At 64.2% G+C, this 25334-nt stretch carries 21 protein-coding genes; 4 read left to right on the top strand and 17 right to left on the bottom strand.

What is annotated here, in order from left to right:
- Window positions 1-110 precede the first annotated feature (110 nt).
- The 5 genes from BO996_RS17415 to BO996_RS17395 form a co-directional block, all read right to left on the bottom strand.
- Window positions 111-875, bottom strand: coding sequence for an enoyl-CoA hydratase (locus BO996_RS17415; RefSeq protein WP_071955904.1), 765 nt, complete (start codon window positions 873-875; stop codon window positions 111-113).
- Window positions 872-2059, bottom strand: a complete 1188-nt coding sequence (locus BO996_RS17410; RefSeq protein ID WP_071955902.1) for a CaiB/BaiF CoA transferase family protein — start codon at window positions 2057-2059, stop codon at window positions 872-874. Before BO996_RS17410 ends, BO996_RS17415 begins: the two co-directional genes overlap by 4 nt.
- Before the next feature lie 9 nt (window positions 2060-2068).
- Window positions 2069-3052: a Bug family tripartite tricarboxylate transporter substrate binding protein gene (locus tag BO996_RS17405; RefSeq protein ID WP_071955900.1), complete on the bottom strand. Its 984-nt coding sequence runs from the start codon at window positions 3050-3052 to the stop codon at window positions 2069-2071.
- A gap of 108 nt (window positions 3053-3160) precedes the next feature.
- Window positions 3161-4060, bottom strand: a complete 900-nt coding sequence (locus tag BO996_RS17400) for a LysR family transcriptional regulator (RefSeq protein WP_071955898.1) — start codon at window positions 4058-4060, stop codon at window positions 3161-3163.
- A 70-nt stretch (window positions 4061-4130) separates the two neighbouring features.
- A complete protein-coding gene (locus tag BO996_RS17395) occupies window positions 4131-6353 on the bottom strand; it encodes a bifunctional diguanylate cyclase/phosphodiesterase (protein ID WP_232240550.1) in 2223 nt (740 codons plus the stop codon).
- Here BO996_RS17395 and BO996_RS29470 point away from each other — a divergent pair.
- Window positions 6346-6531 (top strand): hypothetical protein, encoded by a 186-nt coding sequence (locus BO996_RS29470; RefSeq protein WP_198041309.1) that lies wholly within the window; start codon window positions 6346-6348, stop codon window positions 6529-6531. The genes BO996_RS17395 and BO996_RS29470 overlap by 8 nt on opposite strands.
- A gap of 7 nt (window positions 6532-6538) precedes the next feature.
- Here BO996_RS29470 and BO996_RS17390 read toward each other — a convergent pair whose 3' ends face one another.
- Entirely contained in the window at window positions 6539-8272 is a 1734-nt protein-coding gene (locus BO996_RS17390) for a methyl-accepting chemotaxis protein (RefSeq protein WP_232240353.1), read from the bottom strand.
- 67 nt (window positions 8273-8339) lie between these two features.
- On the opposite strand from BO996_RS17390, the gene BO996_RS29965 reads away from it, so the two are divergent.
- The gene (locus tag BO996_RS29965; protein ID WP_156897979.1) at window positions 8340-8663 is read left to right on the top strand and encodes an AraC family transcriptional regulator; all 324 of its coding nucleotides are present in this window, start codon (window positions 8340-8342) and stop codon (window positions 8661-8663) included.
- Between the two features lie 377 nt (window positions 8664-9040).
- Here the strand turns inward: BO996_RS29965 and eda are convergent, their stop codons facing one another.
- The 6 genes from eda to BO996_RS17355 all read right to left on the bottom strand — a co-directional run bounded on the left by eda (window position 9041) and on the right by BO996_RS17355 (window position 15054).
- On the bottom strand, window positions 9041-9679 hold the full coding sequence (eda, locus tag BO996_RS17380) for a bifunctional 4-hydroxy-2-oxoglutarate aldolase/2-dehydro-3-deoxy-phosphogluconate aldolase (RefSeq protein ID WP_071955894.1): 639 nt from the start codon (window positions 9677-9679) through the stop codon (window positions 9041-9043).
- Window positions 9664-11490 (bottom strand): phosphogluconate dehydratase, encoded by a 1827-nt coding sequence (gene edd / locus BO996_RS17375; RefSeq protein ID WP_071955892.1) that lies wholly within the window; start codon window positions 11488-11490, stop codon window positions 9664-9666. The genes eda and edd overlap by 16 nt, the downstream gene beginning before the upstream one ends.
- 110 nt (window positions 11491-11600) lie before the next feature.
- A complete protein-coding gene (locus BO996_RS17370; protein WP_012205590.1) occupies window positions 11601-12620 on the bottom strand; it encodes a TRAP transporter substrate-binding protein in 1020 nt (339 codons plus the stop codon).
- A gap of 28 nt (window positions 12621-12648) precedes the next feature.
- Window positions 12649-13929, bottom strand: a complete 1281-nt coding sequence (locus BO996_RS17365) for a TRAP transporter large permease (RefSeq protein WP_013802434.1) — start codon at window positions 13927-13929, stop codon at window positions 12649-12651.
- 12 nt (window positions 13930-13941) lie between these two features.
- Window positions 13942-14448 carry a TRAP transporter small permease gene (locus tag BO996_RS17360; protein ID WP_071955890.1) on the bottom strand — a complete coding sequence of 169 codons (507 nt, stop codon included), beginning with the start codon at window positions 14446-14448 and terminating at the stop codon, window positions 13942-13944.
- A gap of 18 nt (window positions 14449-14466) precedes the next feature.
- On the bottom strand, window positions 14467-15054 hold the full coding sequence (locus BO996_RS17355) for a gluconokinase (RefSeq protein WP_232240352.1): 588 nt from the start codon (window positions 15052-15054) through the stop codon (window positions 14467-14469).
- 156 nt (window positions 15055-15210) lie between these two features.
- On the opposite strand from BO996_RS17355, the gene BO996_RS17350 reads away from it, so the two are divergent.
- Window positions 15211-16305, top strand: a complete 1095-nt coding sequence (locus BO996_RS17350) for a LacI family DNA-binding transcriptional regulator (RefSeq protein WP_071955886.1) — start codon at window positions 15211-15213, stop codon at window positions 16303-16305.
- 36 nt (window positions 16306-16341) lie between these two features.
- On the opposite strand, the gene BO996_RS17345 is transcribed toward BO996_RS17350, so the two are convergent.
- The 5 genes from BO996_RS17345 to scpA all read right to left on the bottom strand — a co-directional run bounded on the left by BO996_RS17345 (window position 16342) and on the right by scpA (window position 24579).
- Complete coding sequence (locus tag BO996_RS17345; RefSeq protein WP_012205585.1) at window positions 16342-17313, bottom strand: chemotaxis protein; 972 nt, start codon at window positions 17311-17313, stop codon at window positions 16342-16344.
- Between the two features lie 152 nt (window positions 17314-17465).
- Entirely contained in the window at window positions 17466-19514 is a 2049-nt protein-coding gene (locus BO996_RS17340; protein ID WP_071955884.1) for an acetyl-CoA carboxylase biotin carboxylase subunit, read from the bottom strand.
- A gap of 226 nt (window positions 19515-19740) precedes the next feature.
- Window positions 19741-21273 carry an acyl-CoA carboxylase subunit beta gene (locus BO996_RS17335; protein WP_071955882.1) on the bottom strand — a complete coding sequence of 511 codons (1533 nt, stop codon included), beginning with the start codon at window positions 21271-21273 and terminating at the stop codon, window positions 19741-19743.
- Window positions 21274-21329: 56 nt separating this feature from the next.
- Entirely contained in the window at window positions 21330-22391 is a 1062-nt protein-coding gene (gene meaB, locus BO996_RS17330) for a methylmalonyl Co-A mutase-associated GTPase MeaB (RefSeq protein ID WP_180319563.1), read from the bottom strand.
- A gap of 10 nt (window positions 22392-22401) precedes the next feature.
- Complete coding sequence (scpA, locus tag BO996_RS17325) at window positions 22402-24579, bottom strand: methylmalonyl-CoA mutase (RefSeq protein WP_065345836.1); 2178 nt, start codon at window positions 24577-24579, stop codon at window positions 22402-22404.
- Between the two features lie 114 nt (window positions 24580-24693).
- On the opposite strand from scpA, the gene BO996_RS17320 reads away from it, so the two are divergent.
- A complete protein-coding gene (locus BO996_RS17320; RefSeq protein WP_012205578.1) occupies window positions 24694-25329 on the top strand; it encodes a GntR family transcriptional regulator in 636 nt (211 codons plus the stop codon).
- Window positions 25330-25334 lie beyond the last annotated feature (5 nt).

Genomic DNA, 25334 nt, shown 5'->3' with positions numbered 1-25334 from the left:
ACCGGCCTTTTCTTTCAGGCCAAGAATGCAGCCACCGCCTCTTTCCAGGCTGTGGAGTTTAGCCAAGCAATTTGTAGGATTGCGCCAGATTCTGGCAAGGCTGGCTCAAATCATTGCCTGTTGAATCCCGCCACCCCAGCGCGAAACGCCCCACTCCCATAAACCGCCGACACCAGATCCTCATCATCCAGCCGCTGCTCCACCACGATGCGCCTCAGGCTTTCCTTGACCGCTGACTGGGTGGTTGCCGACAAGGCCATGAGCTGCTCGGCCAGCGCCTGTGCCTGGGCTTGCAATTGATCTGCCGGCACCACCGCATGCACGAACCCGCAGGCCTCGGCCTGCCCGGCTGACAGGTAGTCGGCCAGCAGCAGCATGCGCTTGACGCGCGGCACGCCGAGGCTGGCCACCAGGCGGGCGATGTTGCGTGACGACAGCGTGTTGGACAGCGTCTTGGCAATCGGCGCACCGAAGCGCGAGCCTGTGCTGCAGATGCGAAAGTCGCATGCCGTGGCCAGGGCCAGGCCGCCGCCCACGGCCCAGCCGTCGATGACGGCGATGGTGGGCACGGCGATGCGCTCCACGGCGTCGATCACGCGCTCCACGAATGCTTCGTACGCAATGCCTTGCTGGCCGTCATGGAAGTCCTTGAAGTAAGCGATGTCCGTGCCCGAGATGAAGGATTTGCCGCCCGCACCGCGCAGCATCACGCAGTGGATGGCCGGGTCGGCCTGGCAGCGCTCCAGGGCCGTGAGCAGTGCCTCGTACATGGGCAGTGTCATGGCGTTGTGGCGTTCGGGGCGGTCGATGAGGATCTCGGCCGCGCCCCCGGCGTGAACGGTCAGCGCCACGGATTCATGCAGGGCCGTGCTCATGCGGCGGCCTTCAGTGCCTGGAGTTCGGCCATGATTTCTGCGTTGTGCTCGCCCAGCAGCGGCGGATGGCGGCGCACCTGCTGGGGCGTGCCGAGCATCTTGACGGGAAAGCCGATGTTCTTGACCTTGCCTTCGATGGGATGGTCGATCTCCATGCACATGCCGCGGTGCTGGCCGTGTTCACCCTCGAAGGCCTGCGGATAGGTGAGCAGCGGGCCTGCGGGAATGCCTGCCTCCAGCATGCGGTCCACCCAGTCGGCGCTGTCGTGGTGGGCGAATTCCGCTTCCAGCTCGCCTATCAGCGCCTCGCGGTGCTTCAGGCGCAGCGCCACGGTGGCGTAGTCGGCATGCTCGAGCAGATCCGGGCGTTCGATCAGCGCGCACAGCCTGGCCCAGAGCTTCTGGTTGGTGGCGCCCATGACGAAGTAGCCATCGCGCGCCTTCACGGCCTGGTAGGGGGCGCTCATCTTGTTGCTGGTACCCAGCGGCGCGGGCGGCACGCCGGTGCCCCAGTATTCGGACATGTCCCAGATCGAGAAAGCCATGGCCGAGTCGAACAGCGAGGCGTCTATGTGCTGGCCCTGCCCTGTCTTCTGCGCGCCGATGTAGGCGGCCAGCAGTCCGTAGGTGGCGAACAGTGCGCAACCGATGTCGGCCACGGGCACGCCGGCCTTGACGGGTTTCTCTCCCTTGTAGCCGGTGACGCTCATCACGCCCGACATGGCCTGGGCCATGAGGTCGAACCCCGGCCGCTGGGCCCAGGGCCCACTCTGGCCGAAGCCCGAGATGCTGACATAGACGATGCGCGGATTGATGCGGCGGATGCTTTCGTAGTCGATCTTCAGGCGCTGGACCACGCCGGGCCGATAGTTCTCGACGATGACATCGGCTGTCGTGGCCAGCTGGTAGAAGGCCTCACGCCCCTCCTCGCTCTTGAGGTCCAGCGTCAGCGACCGCTTGTTGCGGTTCATGTTCAGAAAGCCCATGCTGTCCGGGCCCTTCATCTTGAAGCCCATGGCGCCCCGCGTCTGGTCGCCGGTGCCCGGAGGCTCGACCTTGATGACATCGGCACCCAGGTCGGCCAGCAGCATGCAGGCAAATGGGCCGGCCATGACCTGGCTGACGTCGAGCACGCGGATGCCTTGCAGGGGCAGTTGCAGCGGGTTGGATTGGGGATTGCTCATGCCGGGTCCTCAGCTTTCTTCGGTCACTTTTGCGGCGCGAACGACGTCGCCCCACTTCTTGTATTCGGCAGCCATGAAGGCCGCGAACTTGTCCACGGAGCCGCCACCGTCCTCCACGCCGTATCCGTCGAAGCGGCTGACCACGTCGGGCATGGCCAGCACGCGGTTGATGTCGGCATTGATGCGCTGGGCCAGTTCCCTGGACATGTCGCGCGGGCCGACGACGCCGTACCAGCTCGATGCGTCAAAGCCCTTGAAGCCCTGCTCGTCCATGGTGGGCATGGCCGGGAATCCCTTGGCACGGTTCACGCGGGTCTGGGCGATGCCCAGCATTTTTCCTGCGCGGACCTGGGCAGTGGCGGCCGTCATGGTGTCGAAGCTGAAGTCGATCTGTCCTCCGATCAGGTCGGTCTGCATGGGGCCTGACCCTTTGTAGGGAACGTGGATGCTCTTGACACCTGCCGCCATGTTGAACATCTCGGCCGCAAGGTGCTGCACCGAACCTGTGCCAGAAGAGCCGAAGCTGACCTTGCCGGGGCTTTTGCGGCACAGCTCCACCACTTCCTGCACCGAGGCATGGCCGTTCCTGCTGCTGGTCACCAGGATGTGGGGCGTTGCGCCGATCAGGGCGATGGGCGCGTAGTCCTTGAGCGGGTCATAGGTGATGGATTTGAAGATCTGCGGCGAGATGGCGTGCGTGTTCACATGGGCCATCAGCAGGTTGATGCCTTCTGTGAAGCGGGTTTTGGCAAAGTATTCGGCCGCCAGCGAGCCCGTGGCGCCGGGCTTGTTCTCCACGATCACGGGCCGGCCCCAGATCTCGGACAGCTTCTGGCCCACGATGCGCGCGAACACGTCGGTGCCGCCGCCCGGGGCCCAGCCCACCAGGATCTTGACGGACCCCTTGGGCAGTTCGGAGGCCGGGGGCGCGGCCCCTGCCCAGGGTGCGGCCAGCGCGGTGGCGCCGACCGCGATGAAGTCGCGGCGTTTCATGTCTGTCTCCTGCACATCGTTGTTGTGCAGTCACTGTCGCCGGGCGCCGATATCGCGGCAAGCCTGTGTGCCGCATGCCTGGTTTCGCAATCTGCGAAACCAGAAGGGTCAGACCGCGCGTTCGCCCTGCAGCAGGGCGGCCACGACGTTGCGCAGCGCCTGTTCCTGGGCCTGGCCTTCGATGAAGGACAGCACGTAGCTGCGCTCGTGCCAATCGCCTTCCAGGGTGGCCCAACCCAGGTCGGGCTCAGGGTGGAAGCTGCGCAGCACACCGGGTGGCATCAGCCCCACACCCAATCCTTCGCGCACCAGGGCCAGCATGGTGTCGAAGCCGCTGACGGCGAAATCGTTGCGAAACACCCTGCCCCGGCTGCGGTGGGCGCGTCGCAATGCGGCCAGGATGGCCGAGCCCCGGCCCAGGCTGACGATGGGGCAGTCCAGCAACTGGTCCAGCATCACAGGCTCGACGGCAAAGCTGAAATGCCTGCGGCTGTAGACCAGCACCAGGCTGTCCTTGCGGTAGTCGGAGCGTGGCAGATCCACGAAGCCGCTGGTCTTCTCGAAGATACCGATGTCGATGACCTTGTCGCGCAGCAGTTGCTGGACGATGCGGCTGTTCTCCTCCATCACCTGCAGCGTGATGTGGGGATAGCGCCGCTGGGTGACGGCGATGTCGGCAGCCAGGAACTGCAGGATGGCGGATTTGGGGGCGCCGATGATGATGCGGCCGTCGCGCCCGCGGCCCAGGGCCTGGGCGTCGGCTTCCAGCCGCTCCACCAGGTTGCCTATCTGGCGGATATGGGCCAGCAGCTTGAGGCCAGGCTCGGTGGCGCGCACTCCATGGGGCTGCCGCTTGAACAGCCTGGCGCCCAGTTGCTGCTCCAGGTCACTGAGCCGCCGCGAGGCCGCTGCCACCGCCAGTTGCAGCCTGTCGGCCGCGCGTGAAATGCTGCCCTCCTCGGCAATCGCAAGCACAAGCTGCACGGTGGTGGAGTCGATCTTCATCATGGCGGCAAGGCCCTCTTGCGCAGGCGGCGTCTGCTGAGGGCGCGATTGTGCCCCAGTGCAGCAACCGTGCTCAGGCGTGCGCGGGACACTCCAGCACGTCGCTGAGCCTGAAGCTCTCCAGGAACGGCAGGACATGCTCCTCGTTCATCGGGCGGGCGATCAGGAATCCCTGGACGTACGTGCACCCGAGCTGCTGCAGGTGCAGAAACTGCTCCGTGGTTTCCACGCCTTCCGCGACGACTTCAAGGCCCAATCTGCGGCTCAGTGCCAGCGTGGCCTCGACAATCGCGGCAGCCCCGGCGTCCTTGTCCATAGCCTGTATGAAGCTGCGATCGATCTTGATCAGGTTGAAGGGAAAGCGGTGCAGGTAGGAAAGACTGGCATGGCCGGAGCCAAAGTCATCGATGGCGAGATTCACGCCCAGTGCCTTCACTTGCCGCATGACGGACAGCACCTGCTCATCATCTTGAAGCAGGGCCGATTCCGTCACCTCGATGTAGCAGCGCTCGGGGTTCAGGCCGGCGCGGTCCAGATGTTCCTTCAATTGCACCGCCATGCCTGGATCGAGAAATTCAAAGGCCGGGCAGTTGATGGACACCGAGATATCGGACGGCCATCCGTTGGCAACCAGCAGCGGGGAGCGCTCCACCATTTGGTCGATGGGAAGCAGCAGGCCGCGCCGCTCTGCCATCGGAATGAAGACGCCTGGCGGGACAGACCCTCTGGCCGGGCTGTTCCAGCGCATCAGCGACTCGAACCCCGATATTTTTCCCGTGGCCACATGGCAGATCGGCTGGTACGCCATGAACAACTGGCTTGTTCCGATGGCGGACCGGAAATCCTGCTCCAGCAGCAGTTGCTCCTGCATGGGGCCATCGGCGGAAGGCTCGAATTTCACGAATCGCCCACGTCCCTGGGATCGCGCCCGCTCCATTGCCGCGCGCCCGTCGCGCAGCAGCTGATTCCAGTCCTCGTTGTTCTTGCAGACCGCCGTCCCTACGCAGACAGACAGCAAAATGCTGCGCTCACCCAGCATGTAGCGCTTTTCACCCAGTCGGATGGAGAGTGTTTTCGCCATGGAATCGGGGTCTCCTTCATATTGGGCGACACAGAACTCCTCGATGGCAAGGCGGGCGGCGACGTCATTCTGGCCAATACAGGAGCGCAATTGTTTTGACAGTTGCGAGATCAGTGGGTTGTCCATTCCAGGAACCAGCGTATCTGCCAGCACTTGCAAATGCTCGATACCGATGACATGGATGGCAACAGGACGCCGCTGTACTTGCGTTCTGTTCAGCAGTTGCTCAAATCCGGTTGAATTGAGCAATTCGGAAGCAGGATCATGGAAAAGATGGTGCCTCAGCCGTGAATGCACCTGCACCAGATCCCTCGCCTCGAAATAGGATCTTCTGCGCTCGCGCATCCACAATTGCGCCAGTAATAAAAATGAAGCCAGGCTGATGGCCACCCATGCCATGATGGTTTTGCCAAACCTCCACCATGGAGCCGCGAGCTTTGCCTTCGCGGCCAGCGTGGCATAGGCGAGATCCATGCCGCCTTGGCTGGAGTGGTGCATGGCGACGATCCAGCCGTGTCCCAAGCCGTCGTCAGCGTCCAATGTGCCCTCGCCTGCAGCCATCATTTTTGCAAGCCCGGAATCCATTCCGTCCAGAATGTGCGGATTCTCCGGGGGAATTCTGACCAGGTCTTTGCCATTTGGCAGGCTGACCATGACCTGATGGCCATCCAGCAGCAGTGAACCGAATGCCTGGCGAATGGAATCCACGGCAATGAAGGCCACCACAATGCCAGTCAGCGCCCCACTGGAGTCACGCACCGGACGCCCCAGCACCAGGGACGGTATATCGAAGACCGGCGATTTGCTTGAATCCAGCAAGAAGAAGCCGCCAGGCTTTGTCTGCAGCGCTGCATTCCAGATGGGGCGCTCGGGGTTGTCGGGAGACAGCGGCAGCTTGCTGAAACGTGAGGAAATGGACCATTTCCCATGTCGATCAAGCACGCTCATGCTGATGACGCCGGGCAGCGCCGCCACCTCCTGGATCAAGGCATTGCGGATATCGGTGCTGGCATCAGGGTCTGCCGTGATTTCGCCTTGGCGGCCCGGTGCCAGTAAAAGTTGTTCTGTTCTCTCTACCGCCAAAGAGGTGGCAAGAATGATCTTGTTGGTTTCAGCGGCAGAGGCAGACAGCGCATGCAGGAGATTCGACTTCTCTTCTTGGAGCGATGTCTCGTAGCTGGAGATCAGAGAAACGCCCGCAACGCCAATGATCACCAAACATGCGATGAAAATACAGGCATACCAGCGCCTGGGCTGCCAGCTTGGAGGTCTTCTCTCTGCATGCATCATTCAACGCTCATCTGGTCAAAATTCCAGCGAACAGGCGCCGTTCTCCTGGCAGGCAAGCCTGCCAGGAGAAACGCTTCCCGTTGGCTGTGACGCACTGGTCTGAATTTCCGTCAGGACGCGGAAAGACTCAGCGGTCTCATGGATGAGGGGATTTTCCTCAAGACAGGGGCCTCCTTTTCCGCGGGATCCAGCTTGAAAATGGAAACTGCCGAAACCAGGGCCTGCGCCTGCTGGCTGAGACTTCCGGCCGCCGCTGCCGACTCTTCCACCAGAGCGGCATTTTGCTGGGTGACCTGGTCCAGCTGGATGATCGCATCATTGATCTGATCGATGCCCTGGCTTTGCTCCCTGGTGGCCCCACTGATCTCTTCGATCATGCTGGATACCTTCTGAACCTGGGTGACGATATCTTCAATGCTGCTGCCCGCAGCCTGGGCAAGCTGGTGGCCATTGCCGACCTTGGAAACACTGTCCTCGATGAGAGACTTGATCTCTTTTGCGGCCTCTGCGCTTTTCACTGCAAGGCTGCGAACTTCGGCGGCAACCACCGCAAAACCACGGCCCTGCTCTCCGGCGCGGGCTGCTTCGACAGCAGCATTCAAGGCAAGAATATTGGTTTGAAAAGCGATTGAATCAATGACGTTGATGATGTCCTCGATTTTCTTGGAGGACGTGTTTATTTCATTCATCACGTCCACCATCTGCCGGGCCATGCCCCCGCCGTGCGCTGCGGCATCGCGCGCTGACTGGGCGAGCATGGTGGCAGTGATCGCCGCATCGGAATTGCTTTTCACCGTGCTGGCCAGTTCCTCCATGGAGGCGGCAGTCTCTTCAAGGTTGCTGGCCTGCTCTTCCGTTCGGCTCGACAGGTTGGCATTGCCTGCATCAATCTGCGTGGCGCCCGTGGCAATGCTGTCGCTGCTGCTGCGCACGGTGCCCACGACGCGTTGCAGCGATACCTGCATTTCCTGCATGGCCGTGATCACACTGCCAGGGCGTGCCCTGGACAGGTCGATCCTGGAGGTCAGATCCCCTCTTGAGATGTTTTCGGCAATGTGCGCCACATCTGCCGGCTCTCCGCCCAGCTGGCGTGTGATGGAAATTGTGATGATCACGCCAATGGCCACCCCCACAATCACGCCGGAGATGGTCAGAAGGGTGAGCATGAGCCGGATCTTTTCGTAGATCCTGTCGGTCTCGTCATTGAGCCAGCTGGCATTCTTCTTCTTGATATTGACAACTTCCGTCATCAGGCTGTCGATCTTGTCGGACTCCACCCGGAATCTGTTGATCAGATCAATCGATTCCCTGGATTCCGAAAGATGCTCTGACTTGATTCGTTCAATCGTCTGCAGCAGACCCTTTTCATAGATGACGAGGGTTTCATCAATGGACTTGAGCTTTTCCTTGCCATCGCCCTCGGCAAAAAGCCTCTTGCTGTTGTTCAGTGCCTCTTTCAGCAGTTGCAGCCTTTGCAGCACGGCGTCTGTGTGCCGGTTTCTGCTTTCATCATCGTTTGCAAGCACGGCATTTCTGATGGCCCGGCCCGCCGCGATCAGCTGGACATTGGCCTCGGATATTTGTGACAGGCCCAGCAGTTCCTTCTCGTACATCTGCGTTGCGAGATCATTGATTTCCCCTGCCTTCAGTATTCCATTGATACCGATGAATGCACCAATGCATGAGACCACAAGAAAGCCCATGGTCAGTTTGGTGATCACTTTTGATTTTTTGAAGCTCAACATCTTGATTGCCGAATGAATAATTTCAACGATGAAATATTTGCCCTGACACCAGGATTCTTCGGCCGTAGAAAATCGGGAACTTGAAAAAAAATAATCCACATCTTCTAAAAAAGACGTGGATTATTCTCGAAAATGATATATCGATGTTATAATTGCTCGATGCTCGATGCTCGATGCTCGATGCTCGATGCTCGATGCTCGATGCTCGATGCTCGATGCTCGATGCTCGATGCTCGATGCTCGATGCTCGATGCTCGATGCTCGATGCTCGATGCTCGATGCTCGATGCTCGATGCTCGATGCTCGATGCTCGATGCTCGATGCTCGATGCTCGATGCTCGATGCTCGATGCTCGATGCTCGATGCTCGATGCTCGATGCTCGATGCTCGATGCTCGATGCTCGATGCTCGATGCTCGATGCTCGATGCTCGATGCTCGATGCTCGATGCTCGATGCTCGATGCTCGATGCTCGATGCTCGACCAAATAAAAATTGGCACTGGCGCCGCGAGGCGCCAGTGCCAATTTTTATTTTCAGGCCCTGCAACGGCAATTGCATTTTTCTTGGTCGATAAAGAATGATTGCGGCGGAAACTTCAGGCGGCAATTATTCTTGTGCATATGCGAATGTTTCAAGACAGCCTATTGATATCGTCTTGTCAAAAGGCTGTTTGAAGGATAAGCAATGATTGTAACGTTGTGTTATGAAATCAATCCCTCCTTTCCTCGCACCTTGACTTTACATTTTGCGCAAAAATTGCCGCAATACGCATAATTTTCAATGGATTCAAGTCCCCATCCCCAATCGATGGCCCAGACAAACAAAAGCGGCCCCTTGGGGGCCGCTGGTTCCGGGGCAATGGCGACTCAGGCGCTTCGCAGGTTTTTGGCTGCGCCGGCCAGTGCGGTGATCCGCTTCCAGTCACCCTGCTCCAGCGCATCGGCAGGCACCAGCCAGGAACCACCCACGCAGACCACGTTGGACAGCGCCAGGAATTGCGCCGCATTGTCCGCAGACACGCCGCCCGTGGGGCAGAACCGCACGTCGCCGAACGGGCCTTGCCAGGCCTTGAGCATGGCCGAGCCGCCCGCCTGTACGGCAGGGAAGAATTTCAGCTCGTTGAAGCCGTCGTCCTGGGCGGCCATGATTTCGCCGCTGGTGGCCACGCCGGGCAGCAGCGGCAGCTGCAGGGCCTGGCAGGCCTGGCCCAGTGCGCCGGTGTAGCCGGGGCTCACGGCAAAGCGCGCACCGGCGCTGGCGGCGGCACGGGCATCGGCAGCGCTGCGCACGGTGCCGGCACCCACGATGGCCTCGGGCACGGCACGCGCAATGGCTTCGATGCTGGCCAGGCCCTCGGGCGTGCGCAGCGTGACTTCCAGTACGCGGATGCCGCCCGCGACCAGGGCCTGGGCCATGGGCACGGCATGTGCGACGTTGTTCAGGACAATGACCGGGATGACCGGCGCGTCCTGCATGATGGCCAGTGCCGTCAGTCGTTGATCCATGTGCAAGCTCCCTCTTCTGCGCTGAGCGCGTGGCGCCGGAATCCGGCAAACAGTTCGCGGCCAAAACCCCGGCCGTTGGCCTGGCGCAGTGCCTGCGGCATGGTGGCCAGGGGCCGCTGCTGCCATTCGGTGTCGTCGACCAGCACGGCCAGGGTGCCGGCCACGGCGTCCAGGCGTACCAGGTCGCCGTCTTGCAGGCGCGCCAGCGGCCCGCCCACGCAGGCCTCGGGCGAGACATGGATGGCGGCGGGCACCTTGCCCGAGGCGCCGCTCATGCGGCCGTCCGTGACCAGGGCCACCTTGTAGCCCTTGCCCTGCAGCACGGCCAGCGGCGGGGTGAGCTTGTGCAGTTCGGGCATGCCGTTGGCGCGCGGACCCTGCCAGCGCACCACGCAGATGACATCGCGGTCCAGCTCGCCGGCCTTGAAGGCCTGCTGCAGTGCTTCCTGCGATTCGAAGACGCGCGCGGGCGCCTCGACCACATGGCGGTCCTCGGGCACGGCGCTGACCTTGATCACGCTGCGCCCCAGGTTGCCGGACAGCAGCTTGAGCCCGCCCGTGGCGCTGAAAGGCGCATCGGCCGGGCGCAGCACGGACAGGTCGCCGGAGACTTCGGCCTCGTGCCAGACGAGATGGCCGTCTTCCACGGCGGGAATGCGCGCAAATTCTTGCAGGCCCTCGGGCCGCACGGTGAGCACATCGCCATGCATGAGGCCGGCCTTCAGCAGCTGGCCGATCACGTAGCCCGGCCCGCCTGCGGCCTGGAACTGGTTCACGTCGGCGCTGCCGTTGGGATAGACGCGGGCCAGCAGCGGCACCACGCCCGAGAGTTCCGAAAAATCATTCCAGTCGATGACGATGCCTGCCGCACGCGCCACGGCCACCCAATGGATCAGGTGGTTGGTCGATCCGCCCGTGGCCAGCAGGGCCACCATGGCGTTGACGATGCAGCGCTCGTCCACCACATGGCCAATGGGCGCGAAGCGGCGGTTCTTGGTGATGGCCAGCGCGCTGCGCATGGCCTCGCGCGTGAGCAGTTCGCGTTCGCCTTCGGCCGGGTTGATGAAGGCCGTGCCCGGCACATGCAATCCCATGGCCTCCAGCAGCATCTGGTTGCTGTTGGCCGTGCCGTAGAAGGTGCAGGTGCCTTCGCCGTGGTAGGCAGCCGTTTCGGCGGCCAGCAGTTCCTTGCGGCCCACCAGGCCCTGCGCGGCCTGTTCGCGCACCTTGGCCTTGTCGCCATTGGACAGGCCCGAGGTCATGGGGCCGGCCGGCACGAACACCGTGGGCAGATGGCCGAAATGCAGGGCCCCGATCAGCAGGCCCGGCACGATCTTGTCGCAAATGCCCAGCATCAGCGCGGCGTCGAACACGTCGTGCGACAGCGCGATGGCCGTGCCCATGGCAATGGCATCCCGGCTGAACAGGCTCAGTTCCATGCCTGGCGCGCCCTGGGTCACGCCGTCGCACATGGCCGGCACGCCGCCGGCGACCTGCGCCGTGGCGCCGAGCTTGCGCGCCTCGTCCTTGAGGATGTCGGGATAGCGTGCCAGCGGCGCATGGGCCGAGAGCACGTCGTTGTATGCGGTGACGATGGCGACGTTGGGCGCCTTCTCCTCCACGATGCGTATGCGGTCGCCGCCTGGAATGCCCGCAAAGGCATGGGCCACATTGGCGCAGCCCATGGACTGGGCGCCGGGCGGGCGCGCGGCCATGGCGTCCACCTGCTCCAGGTAGGCGGCGCGTGATTGGGCACTGCGCTCGCGGATGCGGCGCGTGACCTGCTCGACGATGGGGTGGATGGTGCTCATGCGGGGTTCCTGCGGATGCGCTGGCGCGCGTTTTCTCTCTGTCGCGTTGTCTTTATGGGAAATGTCGGCCGGGGCATCCCTCCCAGGTGCGTCCGGCCCTGCTCCGAAGCTTACTTCACTGCGCGCGCCTGCTTGACGGCGGCCTGCACCTCGTCCCACGTGCCCTGGCCCACGGTCTTGGCAATGCCGGCATTCACCGCCGCGAGCTTGTCGCGCATGCGGCTGGCTTCTGCGGCGGGCAGCTCGTTGACCTGCATGCCCTTGGCCTTGATGTCGGCCAGGGCCTTGGCGGCTTCCTCGCGCGTGTCCTTGCGTTCGAACTCACGGCTCTTGACGGCGGCATCCTGCAGCACCTTCTTCTCGGCCGGGCTCAGCGTGTCCCACCACTTCTTGCTGACGGTGACGATCCAGGGGCTGTAGACGTGGTTGGACACCGTGAGGTACTTCTGCACTTCATAGAACTTGCTGGACAGCACGGTGTTGAAAGGGTTTTCCTGGCCATCGACGGCACGGGTCTCCAGCGCCGTGAACAGCTCGGAGAACGGCAGCGGCACGGCATTGGCGCCCAGGGCCTTGAAACTGTCCAGGAAGACGTTGTTCTGCATTACGCGCAGCTTCACGTCGGCCAGGTCTTCCATCTTGGCGATGGGGCGCTTGTTGTTGGTGAGGTTGCGGAAGCCGTTTTCCCAATAGACCAGGCCCACCATGCCCTTGGGCTCCAGCGTGGCCTTGACCTTCTCGCCCACGGGGCCGTCCAGCACGGCGTCGGCTTCCTTGACATTGCTGAACAGGAAGGGCGTGTCCCAGACGGCCATTTCGGGCGACAGGCCCACCAGGGTGGCGGTGGAGCCGACCATCATTTCCTGTGCGCCGCCGATCAACGCCTGCTGCATCTGCGTGTCCGAGCCCAGCGAGGCATTGCCGATGGCACGCACCTTCATCTTGCCGCCCGTGGCCTTCTCGACCTCCTTGGCAAAGAAGCGCGCCGCGCGGCCCTGGTTGGACTCATCGACCAGTCCATAGCCGAAGCGCACGATGCGCGGCTTGAAGTCCTGGGCCATGGCCTGGCCCGTGGCGGCCAGCGTGGTGACGGCGGCCATCAGGCCGGCGAGTGCAAAGGGAATACGCATGTTCATCTCCTTGGGTTGTAGTGAGGGATCAATGCATCCAGCGCAGAGGGGCCAGGATGATTTGCGGAAAAATCACGAAAAGCACGGCAAGCAGCACATAGACCATCAGGAACGGGTTCGTGCCCTTGATCACGGTCTCCATGCGCAGCCGGCCTACGCCGGCCACCACGTTCTGCACCGTTCCCACGGGCGGCGTGATCAGGCCGATGCAGCCCACGTAGATGAACATGAAGCCGAAATAGATGGGATCGATGCCGGCCTTGACGGCCAGCGGCGCACACACGGGGCCGAAGATCAGGATGGTCGGCGTCAGGTCCATGGCCGTGCCCACCACCAGCAGGAACAGCATCATCGTGGCCATGAACAGCACGGGACTGCCCAGCAGGCCCGAGAAGCTGTCGGCCAGCATGTTGGGCAGGTCGGCCAGGGTGATCATGTAGGCCGTCACCGTGGCGGCGCCGCACAGGAACATGACCACGGCCGTGGTCTTGGCAGCGGCCAGGAACACGGCGTAGAGCCGGGTCCATGTCATCTCGCGGTAGATCACCATGGACACGAACAGCGCGTAGACAGCTGCCACCACGGCCGCCTCGGTGGGCGTGAACACGCCGCCCTTGAGGCCGCCCAGGATGATGACCGGCATCATCATGGCCCAGAAGCTCTTGGCCAGCGCCTTCAGGCGCGGGCCCCAGGCCATGCGCTCGCCGCGCGACAGGTCGTACTTGCGGGCGATGGACCACCAAGCAAAGATCAGGAACACGCCCATGATCAGGCCCGGCACCACGCCCGACAGGAACAGCTTGCTGATCGAGGTGTTGGTCGTCACGCCGTAGATCACGAAGGGCATGGACGGCGGAATGATGGGCGCGATGATGCCGCCCGAGGCCAGCAGGCCCGCGCTGTAGCTGTCGGGATACTTCTGGTCGCGCATCATGGGCAGCAGGATGGTGGCCAGGGCGGCGGTATCGGCAATGGCCGAACCGCTCATGGACGCCAGCAGCACCGCCGCGCCAATGGCCACATAGCCCAGGCCGCCACGGATATGGCCCACATAGGCACGTGCCAGGTCGATGATGCGGCGCGACAGGCCGCCTGCATTCATCAGCTCGCCGGCCAGGATGAAGAAGGGCACGGCCAGCAGCGGGAAGTTGTCGAAGCCGGCCTGCAGGTTCTGCGCAAGCAGCTGCGAGTCGAAGAAGTCCAGGTGCCACATCAGCGCCACGCCGGTCAGCACCAGCGCCTGGGCGATGGGCATGCCGATCACCATGCCGCCAATCAGCACGGCCAGAAAGATCAGGGTCACAACCATGGTGCGTACTCCTTACTCGACCGTCGTTTCGGCATGGTTTTCAGCCGGCGCGCCGCGGCGCAGGTCGCGCAGCGTCACGACCAGCAGGCCCACGGCCAGCACCAGGGTGGCCGCGGCGCCCAGGGCCAGCGGGTAGCCCAGCACCGTGCTGTAGCTGTTCAGCCCGGCCTCCACCTGGGCCCAGGAGCCCCACAGCAGCAGGCCCATGCAGACCAGGACCAGTGCCTGCGACACCCAGAACAGCGCCTTGCGCACGCCAGGCCCCACGCGGGATGTCACGAGGTCGAAGCCCAGGTGGCTGCCCTCGAAAGCGGCCACGATGGCGCCAATGGCCACCAGCCAGACGAAGAGCAGGCGCGAGATTTCCTCATAGGAAACGATGCTGGTGTGGAACACATAGCGCAGCACCACGTTGACGAACACTGCAATGACCATGCCGGCCAGGGCCAGCACCATCAGCACCTCGGCAAAGTGCTGCAGGCGCGGCTTGGGCCGGACTGCGGGGGAATCGGATTGCATGGGGCTTGTCTCCTGGCGTTATGGGTTTTGGGAGAAGGTGTCGGCATGCGCCGCGGGCAGGACCTGCCAGCTTTGGGCGCGGAGCACGATGTCGGTCAGCGGCAGCGTGGCGTCCACGGACAGCACGGCGCATTCGCCATCAGGGCGTTCCAGCGTGGCGAACTGGTTGGCCACCAGCTCGGGCGAGAAGAAGTGGCCGGCGCGCTCCTGCACGCGCTGCAGCGCCGTGTCGTAGTTCAGGTCCAGGAACACGAAGCCCACGGCACCGGCCGGGCCGGCGGCACGCAGCCGGTCGCGGTACTTGCGCTTGAGGGCCGAGCAGGTCAGCACCACGCCCTGCCCCGGCATGGCCTGGGCCAGCAGCTGGGCCAGCCGGTCCAGCCAGCCGCTGCGGTCGTCATCGGTCAGGGGGATGCCGGCCTGCATCTTGCGGATGCTTTCCTCGGCATGGTGGGCATCGCCCTCGTGCAGGGTCCAGCCCAGGGCATCGGCCAGGGCCTGCCCCACGCTGGACTTGCCGCAGCCGGAAACGCCCATGACGACCAGCGCCCGTGGGCGGGTGTCTGCGGGGGTGGCCGCGGTGGTTGTTGGGATAGCGCTATCCATGTTCTTGCAAAAATTGGCAGACCAGGGTCTGCCTTGGATTTCGGTGTGCTTCAGAGGCCTTAGTCCGGGTTTACACGCAGGAGCAAGGGCCTTCGAATGATTGGGATAGCGCTATCATAATCTTCAACACTCCCGCCCCCGACCTAGGACAATCCCTTGGCCCGTCAGATTCCGCCTGCCTCCCCAGAATCGCCCTCCGCCGATGTTTCCGGCCCGGCCCTGCCTGCCACGGGCCGCGTCCGCTCCTCGCGGGCCAGCGGGCGCATCACGCTCAGCGATGTGGCACAGGCCGCTGGCGTCAGCCCCATGACGGTCTCGCGCGCCCTGCGCGGCGAGCGCCGCGTGGACCCGGCCCTGGTCGAGAAAATCCGCACGGCCGCCGCGCAGATGGGCTACGTGCCCGACCCCGCCGCTCGCGCCCTGGCCTCGCAGAAAAGCGCCCAGGTGCTGGTGCTGGTGCCCATGTTGTCCAACACCCTGTTCGTGGACCTGATCGAGGCGGTCCACAAGGTGCTGTTCTCCGCGGGCTACCACGCGCTGATCGGCGTGACCCACTACGACCGGGCCGAAGAAGAACAGCTGCTGCGCACCTACCTGCCCATGCGCCCGGCCGGCCTGCTGCTCACGGGTTTCGACCGCAGCCCCGCTGCGCGTGAACTGGTGCAGGCCAGCAAGGTCCCCTGCGTGCACCTGATGGAACTGGGCGGCGAGCCTGGTGCGCCCAGCGTGGGCTTTTCGCAGGCCGAGGCCGGAGCCGCCATCACGCGGCACTTGATGGAGCGCGGACACAGGCGCATTGCCTTTTGCGCAGGCCAGCTCGATGCCCGCGTGATGCAGCGCGCCGCGGGCTACCGCCATGCCCTGCAGGCGGCGGGCCTGCATGACCCCGCCCTGGAACTGCTCTGGCCCCGCCCCACGTCGATGGCGCTGGGCGCCGAGCTGCTGGACGCGGCCCTGCGCCTGGACCCTGCCGTCGATGCCCTGTTCTTCTGCAACGACGACATCGCCCAGGGGGCACTGCTGGAGGCTCTGCGCCGGGGGATACGCGTGCCCGAGCAGATCGCCATCGCAGGCTTCAACGACCTGCCCGGCAGCGACCAGATGGTGCCGCCGCTGACCACCATCCGCACGCCGCGCGGCCATATCGGCACCGAAGGTGCGCGCATGCTGCTGCAGCTGATGCGTGGCGAGGCCGTGGAGCCGCCCAGCGTGGATCTGGGCTACGAACTGGTGGTGCGGCAGAGCAGTTGAAGCGAAGAGGGCTTTGTGCGCCCTCCTCCGTGGCCATCAGCCCGGCAGCAGGCGGCGCAGGGTCTCGGCCAGATCCTCTGCCGCGAACTTGGCCACGTAGCCGTCCGCGCCAACGCTGCGCACATGGTCTTCGTTGGCCGATCCGGACAGCGAGGAATGGATGAGCACGGGAATGGAATGGAAGCGCGCGTCCTGCTTGATGTGGCGGGTGAGCGTGAAGCCGTCCATCTCGGGCATCTCCAGGTCGGTCAGCACCAGGGCGACCTTGTCGGCCACCGTCAGTCCCTCCGCCTGGGCGCTGTCGGCAATGGCGTTGAGGCGGTCCCAGGCCTCCTTGCCGGACTTGAGCATCTCATACGGTGCCTGCAGGACCTTGAGCTCCTTCTCGATCAGCGAGCGCGCCACGAAGGAATCATCGGCGGCCAGCACGATGGCGCCGGGCTTGAGCTTGAGCCTGGCGCCCACTTTTTCCGGCGTGATTTCCTGGGCGTCGGTGGGAGACACCAATTGCAGGATGGCCTCCACATCCAGCACCTGGGCCAGGCGCGAGTTGTCGGTGTCGCCATCCAGGCGGGCGATGCTGGTGACCAGCTTGCCGCCGGTGCCGCTGGCCTCGGCCGACAGCACCTGCTTCCAATCCAGGCGCACGATGTCCTCGACGGACTCCACCGCGAATGCCTGGGTGGTGCGCGCATATTCGGTGACCAGCATGATGTTCAGGCCGGTCTGGGGCTTGCAGCCCATGATGGCGGGAAGATTCAGCACCGGGATCACCTGCCCGCGCAGGTTTGCCACACCCAGCGAATGGGCCGTGCCCCCCGCAATGGGCGTGATGTGCGGCATGGCCACGATTTCGCGGACCTTGAACACATTGATACCGAACAGCTCGGACTGGCCCAGGCCGGAGTCGCTGCCCAGCCGGAACAGCAGCAGCTCGAACTTGTTGTTGCTGGTGAGGTTGGTGCGCTCGTCGATCTCTCTTTGAGCTGCCTTGGAATTGAGGTTCATGCCGGTCCTGGAGAGTGACACATCTTTTTACAAATTCTAAAGCGAGCGCCTCGGATTTAGCAAAAATTTATTGCGCCTGAGTCGGATCAGCAACGCAGGGCGGCCGGCGACATGCTTCATGCATGCCACCGCCCCGCCCCGCGGCGCAGGAATCACTCGAATTCCAGGATCACATCGTCCACCGCGAGCGAATCGCCCTTGGCTGCACTGATCTTGCCGACCACACCGTCCTGCGAGGCGAACAGGATGTTCTCCATCTTCATGGCCTCGATCACCGCCAGCTTCTCGCCGGCCTGCACCTTCTGGCCCGGCTGCACGGCCACGTCCACCAGCAGGCCCGGCATGGGCGACAGCAGGAACCTGGACAGGTCCGGCGGCGCCTTGTAGGGCATGAGGCGGTGCAGTTCGCCGCCGCGCGGCGAGAGCACCAGGGCGTCGATCTGCGTGCCGTTGTGGATGACGCGCAGGGCCAGCGGGTTTCGGGCCGTGCCGCGCTCGACCTGGGCCGTGAAGGGCTTGCCGTTGCAGCTGCCCTGCACGCACATGGCACGCATGGGAGTCTCGCTGCGGAAGGTATAGGGCTTGCCATCCACCGTGACGGTGCTGGCGCGGCTTTCGGCATCGAAGTCCGAGACCTGTACGGCGCGGTACTGGTGCTGGCCTTCGGCGCCCAGCACGACCACGCAGTAGTCGGCCGAGACCTTGAGCTCGTGCCCCCGCATCTGGCCGCTGATGGTGGCGGCGCGCGCGCGGTAGCGGCGGTTCATGTGGCCGGCCAGGGCGACCAGGAAGTCCGGATCGCCGTGGGGCACGTCCTCGGCGTGGAAGCCGTGGGAGTAGTGCTCGGCGATGAAGCCGGTGTTGAAGTCGCCGCTCTTGAACTTGGGATGGGCCAGCAGCGCGGCCTGGAACGGGATGTTGGAGCTGATGCCCCGGATCACGAAGGCATTGAGCGCCTCGCGCATCTTGGCGATGGCGTCGTTGCGGTCGCTGCCGTGCACGATGAGCTTGGCGATCATCGAGTCGTAGAACATGGGGATCTCGCCGCCCTCATAGACGCCCGTATCCACGCGCACGCCGTGCAGGTGGCCGGTGTCGGCCTGCCACATGGTCTGCTCGGGCGGCGCAAAGCGCACCAGGCGGCCCGTGGAGGGCAGGAAGTTGCGGAACGGGTCCTCGGCGTTGATGCGGCACTCGATGGCCCAGCCATTGCGCTTGACGTCTTCCTGCGCGATGGCCAGCTTCTCGCCAGCGGCCACGCGGATCATCTGCTCGACCAGGTCCAGGCCGGTGATGCACTCGGTCACCGGGTGCTCCACCTGCAGGCGGGTGTTCATTTCCAGGAAGTAGAAATCCTGGTCCTTGCCGACCACGAATTCCACCGTGCCCGCGCTCTGGTAGCCCACGGCCTTGGCCAGGGCCACGGCCTGCTCTCCCATGGCGCGGCGCGTGGCGTCGCTGATGAAGGGGGACGGCGCCTCTTCGATCACCTTCTGGTGCCGGCGCTGGATGGAGCATTCGCGCTCGTTCAGGTAGATCACGTTGCCGTGGCCGTCGCCCAGCACCTGGATCTCGATGTGGCGCGGCTCCTGCACGAATTTCTCGATGAAGATGCGGTCGTCGCCAAAGCTGTTGCGTGCCTCGTTCTGGCAGCTGGCAAAGCCCTCGAAGGCTTCCTTGTCGTTATAGGCCACGCGCAGGCCCTTGCCGCCGCCGCCGGCGCTGGCCTTGATCATCACGGGGTAGCCGATGCCCTTGGCGATTTCCACGGCGGCCTCGGGGCCGGCAATGGGGTCGTTGTAGCCGGGGATGGTGCTCACGCCCGCCTTGTCGGCCAGCTTCTTGGAGGCGATCTTGTCGCCCATGGCCGCGATGGCCGCGTGCTTGGGGCCGATGAAGGCGATGCCCTCTTCCTCCACGCGCCGGGCGAAGGCCTCGTTCTCGGACAGGAAGCCATAGCCTGGGTGCACGGCCTGCGCGCCGGTCTGCTTGCAGGCGGCAATGATGCGGTCGGCCTGCAGGTAGGACTCGCGGCTGGGAGCGGCACCGATGTGCACGGCCTCGTCGGCCAGCTTGACGTGGCGTGCCTCGCGGTCCGCATCGGAGTACACCGCCACGGTCTGTATGCCCATCTTGCGGGCGGTGGCGATGACGCGGCAGGCAATCTCGCCGCGGTTGGCAATCAGGATCTTCTTGAACATCTTCTTAGCCCATTCTTGGAACTAAATCATGGGAACCGGAGCTGTTGTCAGCTTCGCTGTCCCTGTTTTGCGCTTCGCCAGCACTGTCAGTAACCGGCGCGACCAAAGCGAGGGACACCGAGGAAGGGCCTAGGCCGGCCGCGCCGCCCCGCACCGAGGGTGTCGTCCCCCTCCCTCGCGAAGCGAGTTAGAGAGGGGGAAGCGGCGGAGCCGCTCAGGGGGTGCTTCACAAGGGGATGTTTCCATGCTTGCGCCACGGATTTTCCAGCTGCTTGTTCTTGAGCATCTGCAGCGAGCGGCAGATGCGCTTGCGCGTCTCATGCGGCTGGATCACATCGTCGATGAAGCCGCGCGCGCCTGCCACGAAGGGGTTCGCGAAGCGGGCCTTGTACTCCGCCTCGCGCGCGGCCAGCTTGGCAGGGTCGTTCTTGTCCTCGCGGAAGATGATCTCCACGGCGCCCTTGGCGCCCATCACGGCGATCTCGGCATGGGGCCAGGCCAGGTTGACGTCGCCGCGCAGGTGCTTGGAGGCCATCACGTCATAGGCGCCGCCGTAGGCCTTGCGGGTGATGACGGTGATTTTCGGCACCGTGGCCTCGGCATAGGCGTACAGCAGCTTGGCGCCGTGCTTGATGATGCCGCCGTATTCCTGGCTGGTGCCGGGCATGAAGCCGGGCACGTCCACGAAGGTGACCACGGGGATGTTGAAGGCATCACAGAAACGCACGAAGCGCGCGGCCTTGATGGAGCTCTTGATGTCCAGGCAGCCGGCCAGCACCAGGGGCTGGTTGGCGACGACGCCCACGGTCTGGCCGTCCATGCGCGCAAAGCCGGTGATGATGTTCTTGGCGTAGTCGGGCTGCAGCTCGAAGAAGTCGCCGTCGTCCACGGTCTTCAGGATCAGCTCCTTCATGTCGTAGGGCTTGTTTGCGTTGTCGGGCACCAGGGTGTCCAGCGACTTGTCGGCGCGGTCCACGGGGTCCGAGGTGTAGCGCACGGGCGCCTTCTCGCGGTTGTTCAGCGGCAGGTAGTTGTAGAGGCGGCGCAGCATCATCAGCGCCTCCACGTCGTTGTCGAAGGCCATGTCGGCCACGCCGCTGCGCGTGGTGTGGGTGATGGCGCCGCCCAGCTCCTCGGCCGTGACCTCCTCGTGCGTCACCGTCTTCACGACCTCGGGGCCGGTGACGAACATGTAGCTGCTGTCCTTGACCATGAAGATGAAGTCCGTCATGGCCGGCGAATACACGGCGCCGCCGGCACAAGGGCCCATGATCATGGAGATCTGCGGCACCACGCCGCTGGCCAGCACGTTCTTCTGGAACACGTCGGCATAGCCGCCCAGGGAGGCCACGCCTTCCTGGATGCGGGCGCCGCCCGAGTCGTTGAGGCCAATCACGGGGGCGCCGACCTTCATGGCCTGGTCCATGATCTTGCAGATCTTCTCGGCATGGGTCTCGGACAGCGCGCCGCCGAAGACGGTGAAGTCCTGGCTGAAGACGAAGACCAGGCGGCCGTTGATCATGCCGTAGCCGGTGACCACGCCGTCGCCGGGGATCTTGCTGTTTTCCATGCCGAAGTCGGTGCAGCGGTGCTCGACGAACATGTCCCATTCCTCGAAGGTGCCGTCGTCCAGCAGCAGCTCGATGCGCTCTCGCGCCGTGAGCTTGCCCTTCTTGTGCTGTGCGTCTATGCGCTTTTGGCCGCCACCCAGGCGGGCCTGTTCGCGCTTTGTCTCCAGTTGATCCAGGATGTCTTGCATGCTGCGATTCCTCTAACGTCTAACGATACGGGTTGCTGGTGTTGTCTTGTCTGTGGTCACTGCGGCGCTGCGGCGGGTGCTGCCGCTGGCGCTGGAGACGGCGCCATTGCGGGCCCGGCCTGCGCTTGCAGCAGATTTCTGGCTGCGGTGCTGGCCGCGATCCGCCCTGCTGCCACGTCGGCCTGCAGTTGGGGCAGCAGCGCCCGCACCTGCGGATGCTGCCGGAAGGCCTGCTTGAGGCCGGAGTCGATGCGCTCCCACATCCAGGACAGGGCCTGGCGTTCGCGGCGCAGCGCCAGGCGGCCGTTGGCCTGCTGCAGGCGGCGGAATTCCTCCACCGCGCTCCAGAAGCCGTCAACGCCCTCTTGCTTGAGCGCGCTGATGGTGATGACCCTGGGCTGCCACAGGCGCTCGTCGTGGTGGGCGTGCTCGGGATTGCCGTGCATGCCCAGCAGGCGCAGGCTGGAGGTGATCTGGGCCTGTGCGCGCGTGGCGGCATGGGGATCGATGTCGGCCTTGTTGATGACGACTAGGTCGGCCAACTCCATCACGCCCTTCTTGATGGCCTGCAGGTCATCGCCCGCATTGGGCAGTTGCAGCAGGCAGAACATGTCGCACATGCCCTGCACGGCGATCTCGCTCTGGCCCACGCCCACGGTCTCGACGATGACCACATCGTAGCCAGCCGCCTCGCAGACCAGCATGGCCTCGCGGGTTTTCTCGGCCACGCCGCCCAGGGTGCCGCTGCTGGGGCTGGGGCGAATGTAGGCGTCCAGGTGAACGGACAACTGCTCCATGCGCGTCTTGTCGCCAAGGATGGAGCCGCCCGACACGGTGGATGAGGGGTCGATGGCCAGCACCGCCACCCGGAGGCCGCGCGCAATCAGGAACAGGCCCAGCGTTTCGATGAAGGTGCTCTTGCCCACGCCCGGCACGCCGCTGATGCCCAGGCGGAAAGACCCGCCCGTATGCGGCAGCAGGGCCGTGAGCAGCACATCGGCCGCCGCACGGTGGTCGGCGCGCGTGGATTCCAGCAGGGTGATGGCCTTGGCCATGGCCCGGCGCTGAACGGCGGGGTTGCCGTTCAGGATGCCGTCTTGCATTTGCTCGGGAGTCACTGCGGCGGGCTCAGAGGCTGTTGGCCTGGCGGATCTGTTCGAGCACATCCTTGGCGCTGGCCGGGATGGGGGTGCCCGGGCCGTAGACGCCCTTGACGCCGGCGTTGTAGAGGAAGTCGTAGTCCTGCGCGGGAATCACGCCGCCTACGAAGACGATGATGTCGTCCGCGCCCTGGCGGCGCAGCTCCTCGATGATGGCCGGCACCAGGGTCTTGTGGCCGGCCGCCAGCGTGGACACGCCCACGGCGTGCACGTCGTTCTCGATGGCCTGGCGCGCGCATTCCTCGGGCGTCTGGAACAGCGGGCCCATGTCCACGTCGAAGCCCAGGTCGGCAAAGGCCGTGGCCACCACCTTGGCGCCGCGGTCATGGCCGTCCTGGCCCAACTTGGCGATCATCACGCGCGGGCGTCGGCCCAGTTGCTCGGACGATGCATCGATTTCGCCCTTGAGCTTTTCCCAGCCCTCGGCCGAGTCGTAGGCTGCTGCATACACGCCGGTCACCTTTTGCGTATCGGCGCGGTGGCGCCCGAAAACCTTCTCCAGCGCATCCGAGACCTCGCCCACCGTGGCGCGCAGGCGCACGGCCTGGATGGCCAGGTCCAGCAGGTTGCCCTCGCCGCTTTCGGCGGCCTGGGTCAGCGCCTGAAGGGCGGCCTCGACCTTGGCCGCATCGCGGCTGGCCTTGATCTGGTTCAGGCGTGCGATCTGGCTATCGCGCACCTTGACGTTGTCCACCTCGAGGATGTCGATGGCGTCTTCCTTGGCCAGCTTGTACTTGTTGACGCCAACGATGACATCCTTGCCCGAGTCGATGCGCGCCTGCTTCTCGGCGGCGGCGGCCTCGATCTTGAGCTTGGCCCAGCCCGAGTCCACGGCGGCCGTCATGCCGCCCATGGCCTCGACCTCCTCGATGATCTTCCAGGCGGCGTCGGCCATGTCCTGGGTCAGCTTCTCCATCATGTAGCTGCCGGCCCAGGGGTCGATCACATTGGTGATGTGGGTCTCTTCCTGGATGATCAGCTGCGTGTTGCGCGCAATGCGGGCCGAGAACTCGGTGGGCAGCGCAATGGCTTCGTCAAAGCTGTTGGTGTGCAGGCTCTGCGTGCCGCCGAACACGGCGGCCATGGCCTCGATGGTGGTGCGCACCACGTTGTTGTAGGGGTCCTGCTCGGTCAGCGACCAGCCGGAGGTCTGGCAGTGCGTGCGCAGCATCAGGCTCTTGGCCTTTTTGGCGCCGAAGCCCTTCATGATGCGGCACCACAGCAGGCGGGCCGCGCGCATCTTGGCGATTTCCAGGTAGAAATTCATGCCGATGGCCCAGAAGAAGGACAGCCGGCCCGCGAAATCGTCCACATCCATGCCCTTGGCCGTGGCGGTCTTCACGTACTCCTTGCCGTCGGCCAGCGTGAAGGCCAGTTCCAGCGCCTGGTTGGCGCCCGCCTCCTGCATGTGGTAGCCCGAGATCGAGATCGAGTTGAACTTGGGCATGTTCTTGCTCGTGTACTCGATGATGTCGCCGATGATGCGCATCGACGGCTGGGGCGGGTAGATATAGGTGTTGCGGACCATGAACTCCTTGAGGATGTCGTTCTGTATGGTCCCCGACAGCTGGTCCTGGGCCACGCCCTGCTCCTCGGCCGCCACCACGTAGCCGGCCAGCACGGGCAGCACGGCGCCGTTCATGGTCATGGACACGCTGATCTTGTCCAGCGGGATCTGGTCGAACAGCACCTTCATGTCCTCGACCGAATCGATGGCTACGCCGGCCTTGCCCACGTCGCCCGTCACACGCGGATGGTCGCTGTCGTAGCCGCGGTGCGTGGCCAGGTCGAACGCCACCGACACGCCCTGCCCGCCGGCGGCCAGCGCCTTGCGGTAGAAGGCGTTGGACTCCTCGGCCGTGGAAAAGCCCGCGTACTGGCGAATGGTCCAGGGCCGGCCCGCGTACATGGTGGCCTGCGGGCCGCGGATGTAGGGCTCGAAGCCTGGCAGGCTATCCGTATGGGGCAGGTTGGCCGTGTCTGCCGCCGTGTACAGCGGCTTGACGTCGATGCCGTCGGGCGTGGTCCAGTGCAGTGCCTGGATGTCGCCCCCGGGAGCGGCCTTGGCGGCCGCCTGGGCCCATTTCTGCAGGTCGGCAGTTGCGAATTCCTGGCCGTTCTGCGCTGTCGGATGGTCTTGTCTCATGTTCTCAGGCTCGTGAATGACAGGTGCCCTTGAGGGCATGCCCCAGAGCTGCCGCAGTTTACATCATTCATAATTATTCATTCAAAATATCTTTGCCGATACAATCCGGGCCACATGTCGACAAACACCCTCACTCCCCGCGCTCTCTACGAACAGGTTGCAGAGAAGCTGCGCCTGCGCATCTTCGAGCACGAGCTGGCGCCCGGTGACTGGATCGACGAACTGAAGATTGCCGAGGAATACGGCATCAGCCGCACCCCGCTGCGCGAGGCCCTGAAGGTGCTGGCCGCCGAGGGCCTGGTCACCATGAAGGTGCGCCGTGGCGCCTATGTGACCGAGGTGTCGTCCAAGGACATTGCCGATGTCTATCACCTGCTGAGCCTGCTGGAATCCGATGCCGTCCAGGTGGTGGCCGAATCGGGCAGCGACGAAGAGCTTGCCGCCCTGCAGCAGACCCACGAGGAACTCAAGGCGCAGACGCGCGATGCAGACCGCTTCTTCGAACTCAACGAGAGCTTTCACATGCAGCTGCTGCAGATTGCCGACAACCGCTGGCGCAACCAGCTGGTGGCCGATCTGCGCAAGGTGATGAAGCTCAACCGCCACAAGTCGCTGTTCAAGCAGGGCCGCATCGAGGATTCGCTGGCCGAGCACGAGACCGTCATGCAGGCCCTGCTGCGCCGCGATGGCGCTGCAGCGGCCCAGGCCATGCGTCAGCATTTCCAGAACGGCCTGGCTGCGGCGTCCTGAAGCCT

It is taken from the genome of Delftia sp. HK171, from assembly GCF_001886655.1.
In the GTDB taxonomy this organism is placed as follows: Bacteria; Pseudomonadota; Gammaproteobacteria; order Burkholderiales; family Burkholderiaceae_C; genus Comamonas; species Comamonas acidovorans.
This window is presented reverse-complemented; position numbering and strand designations above follow the sequence as displayed.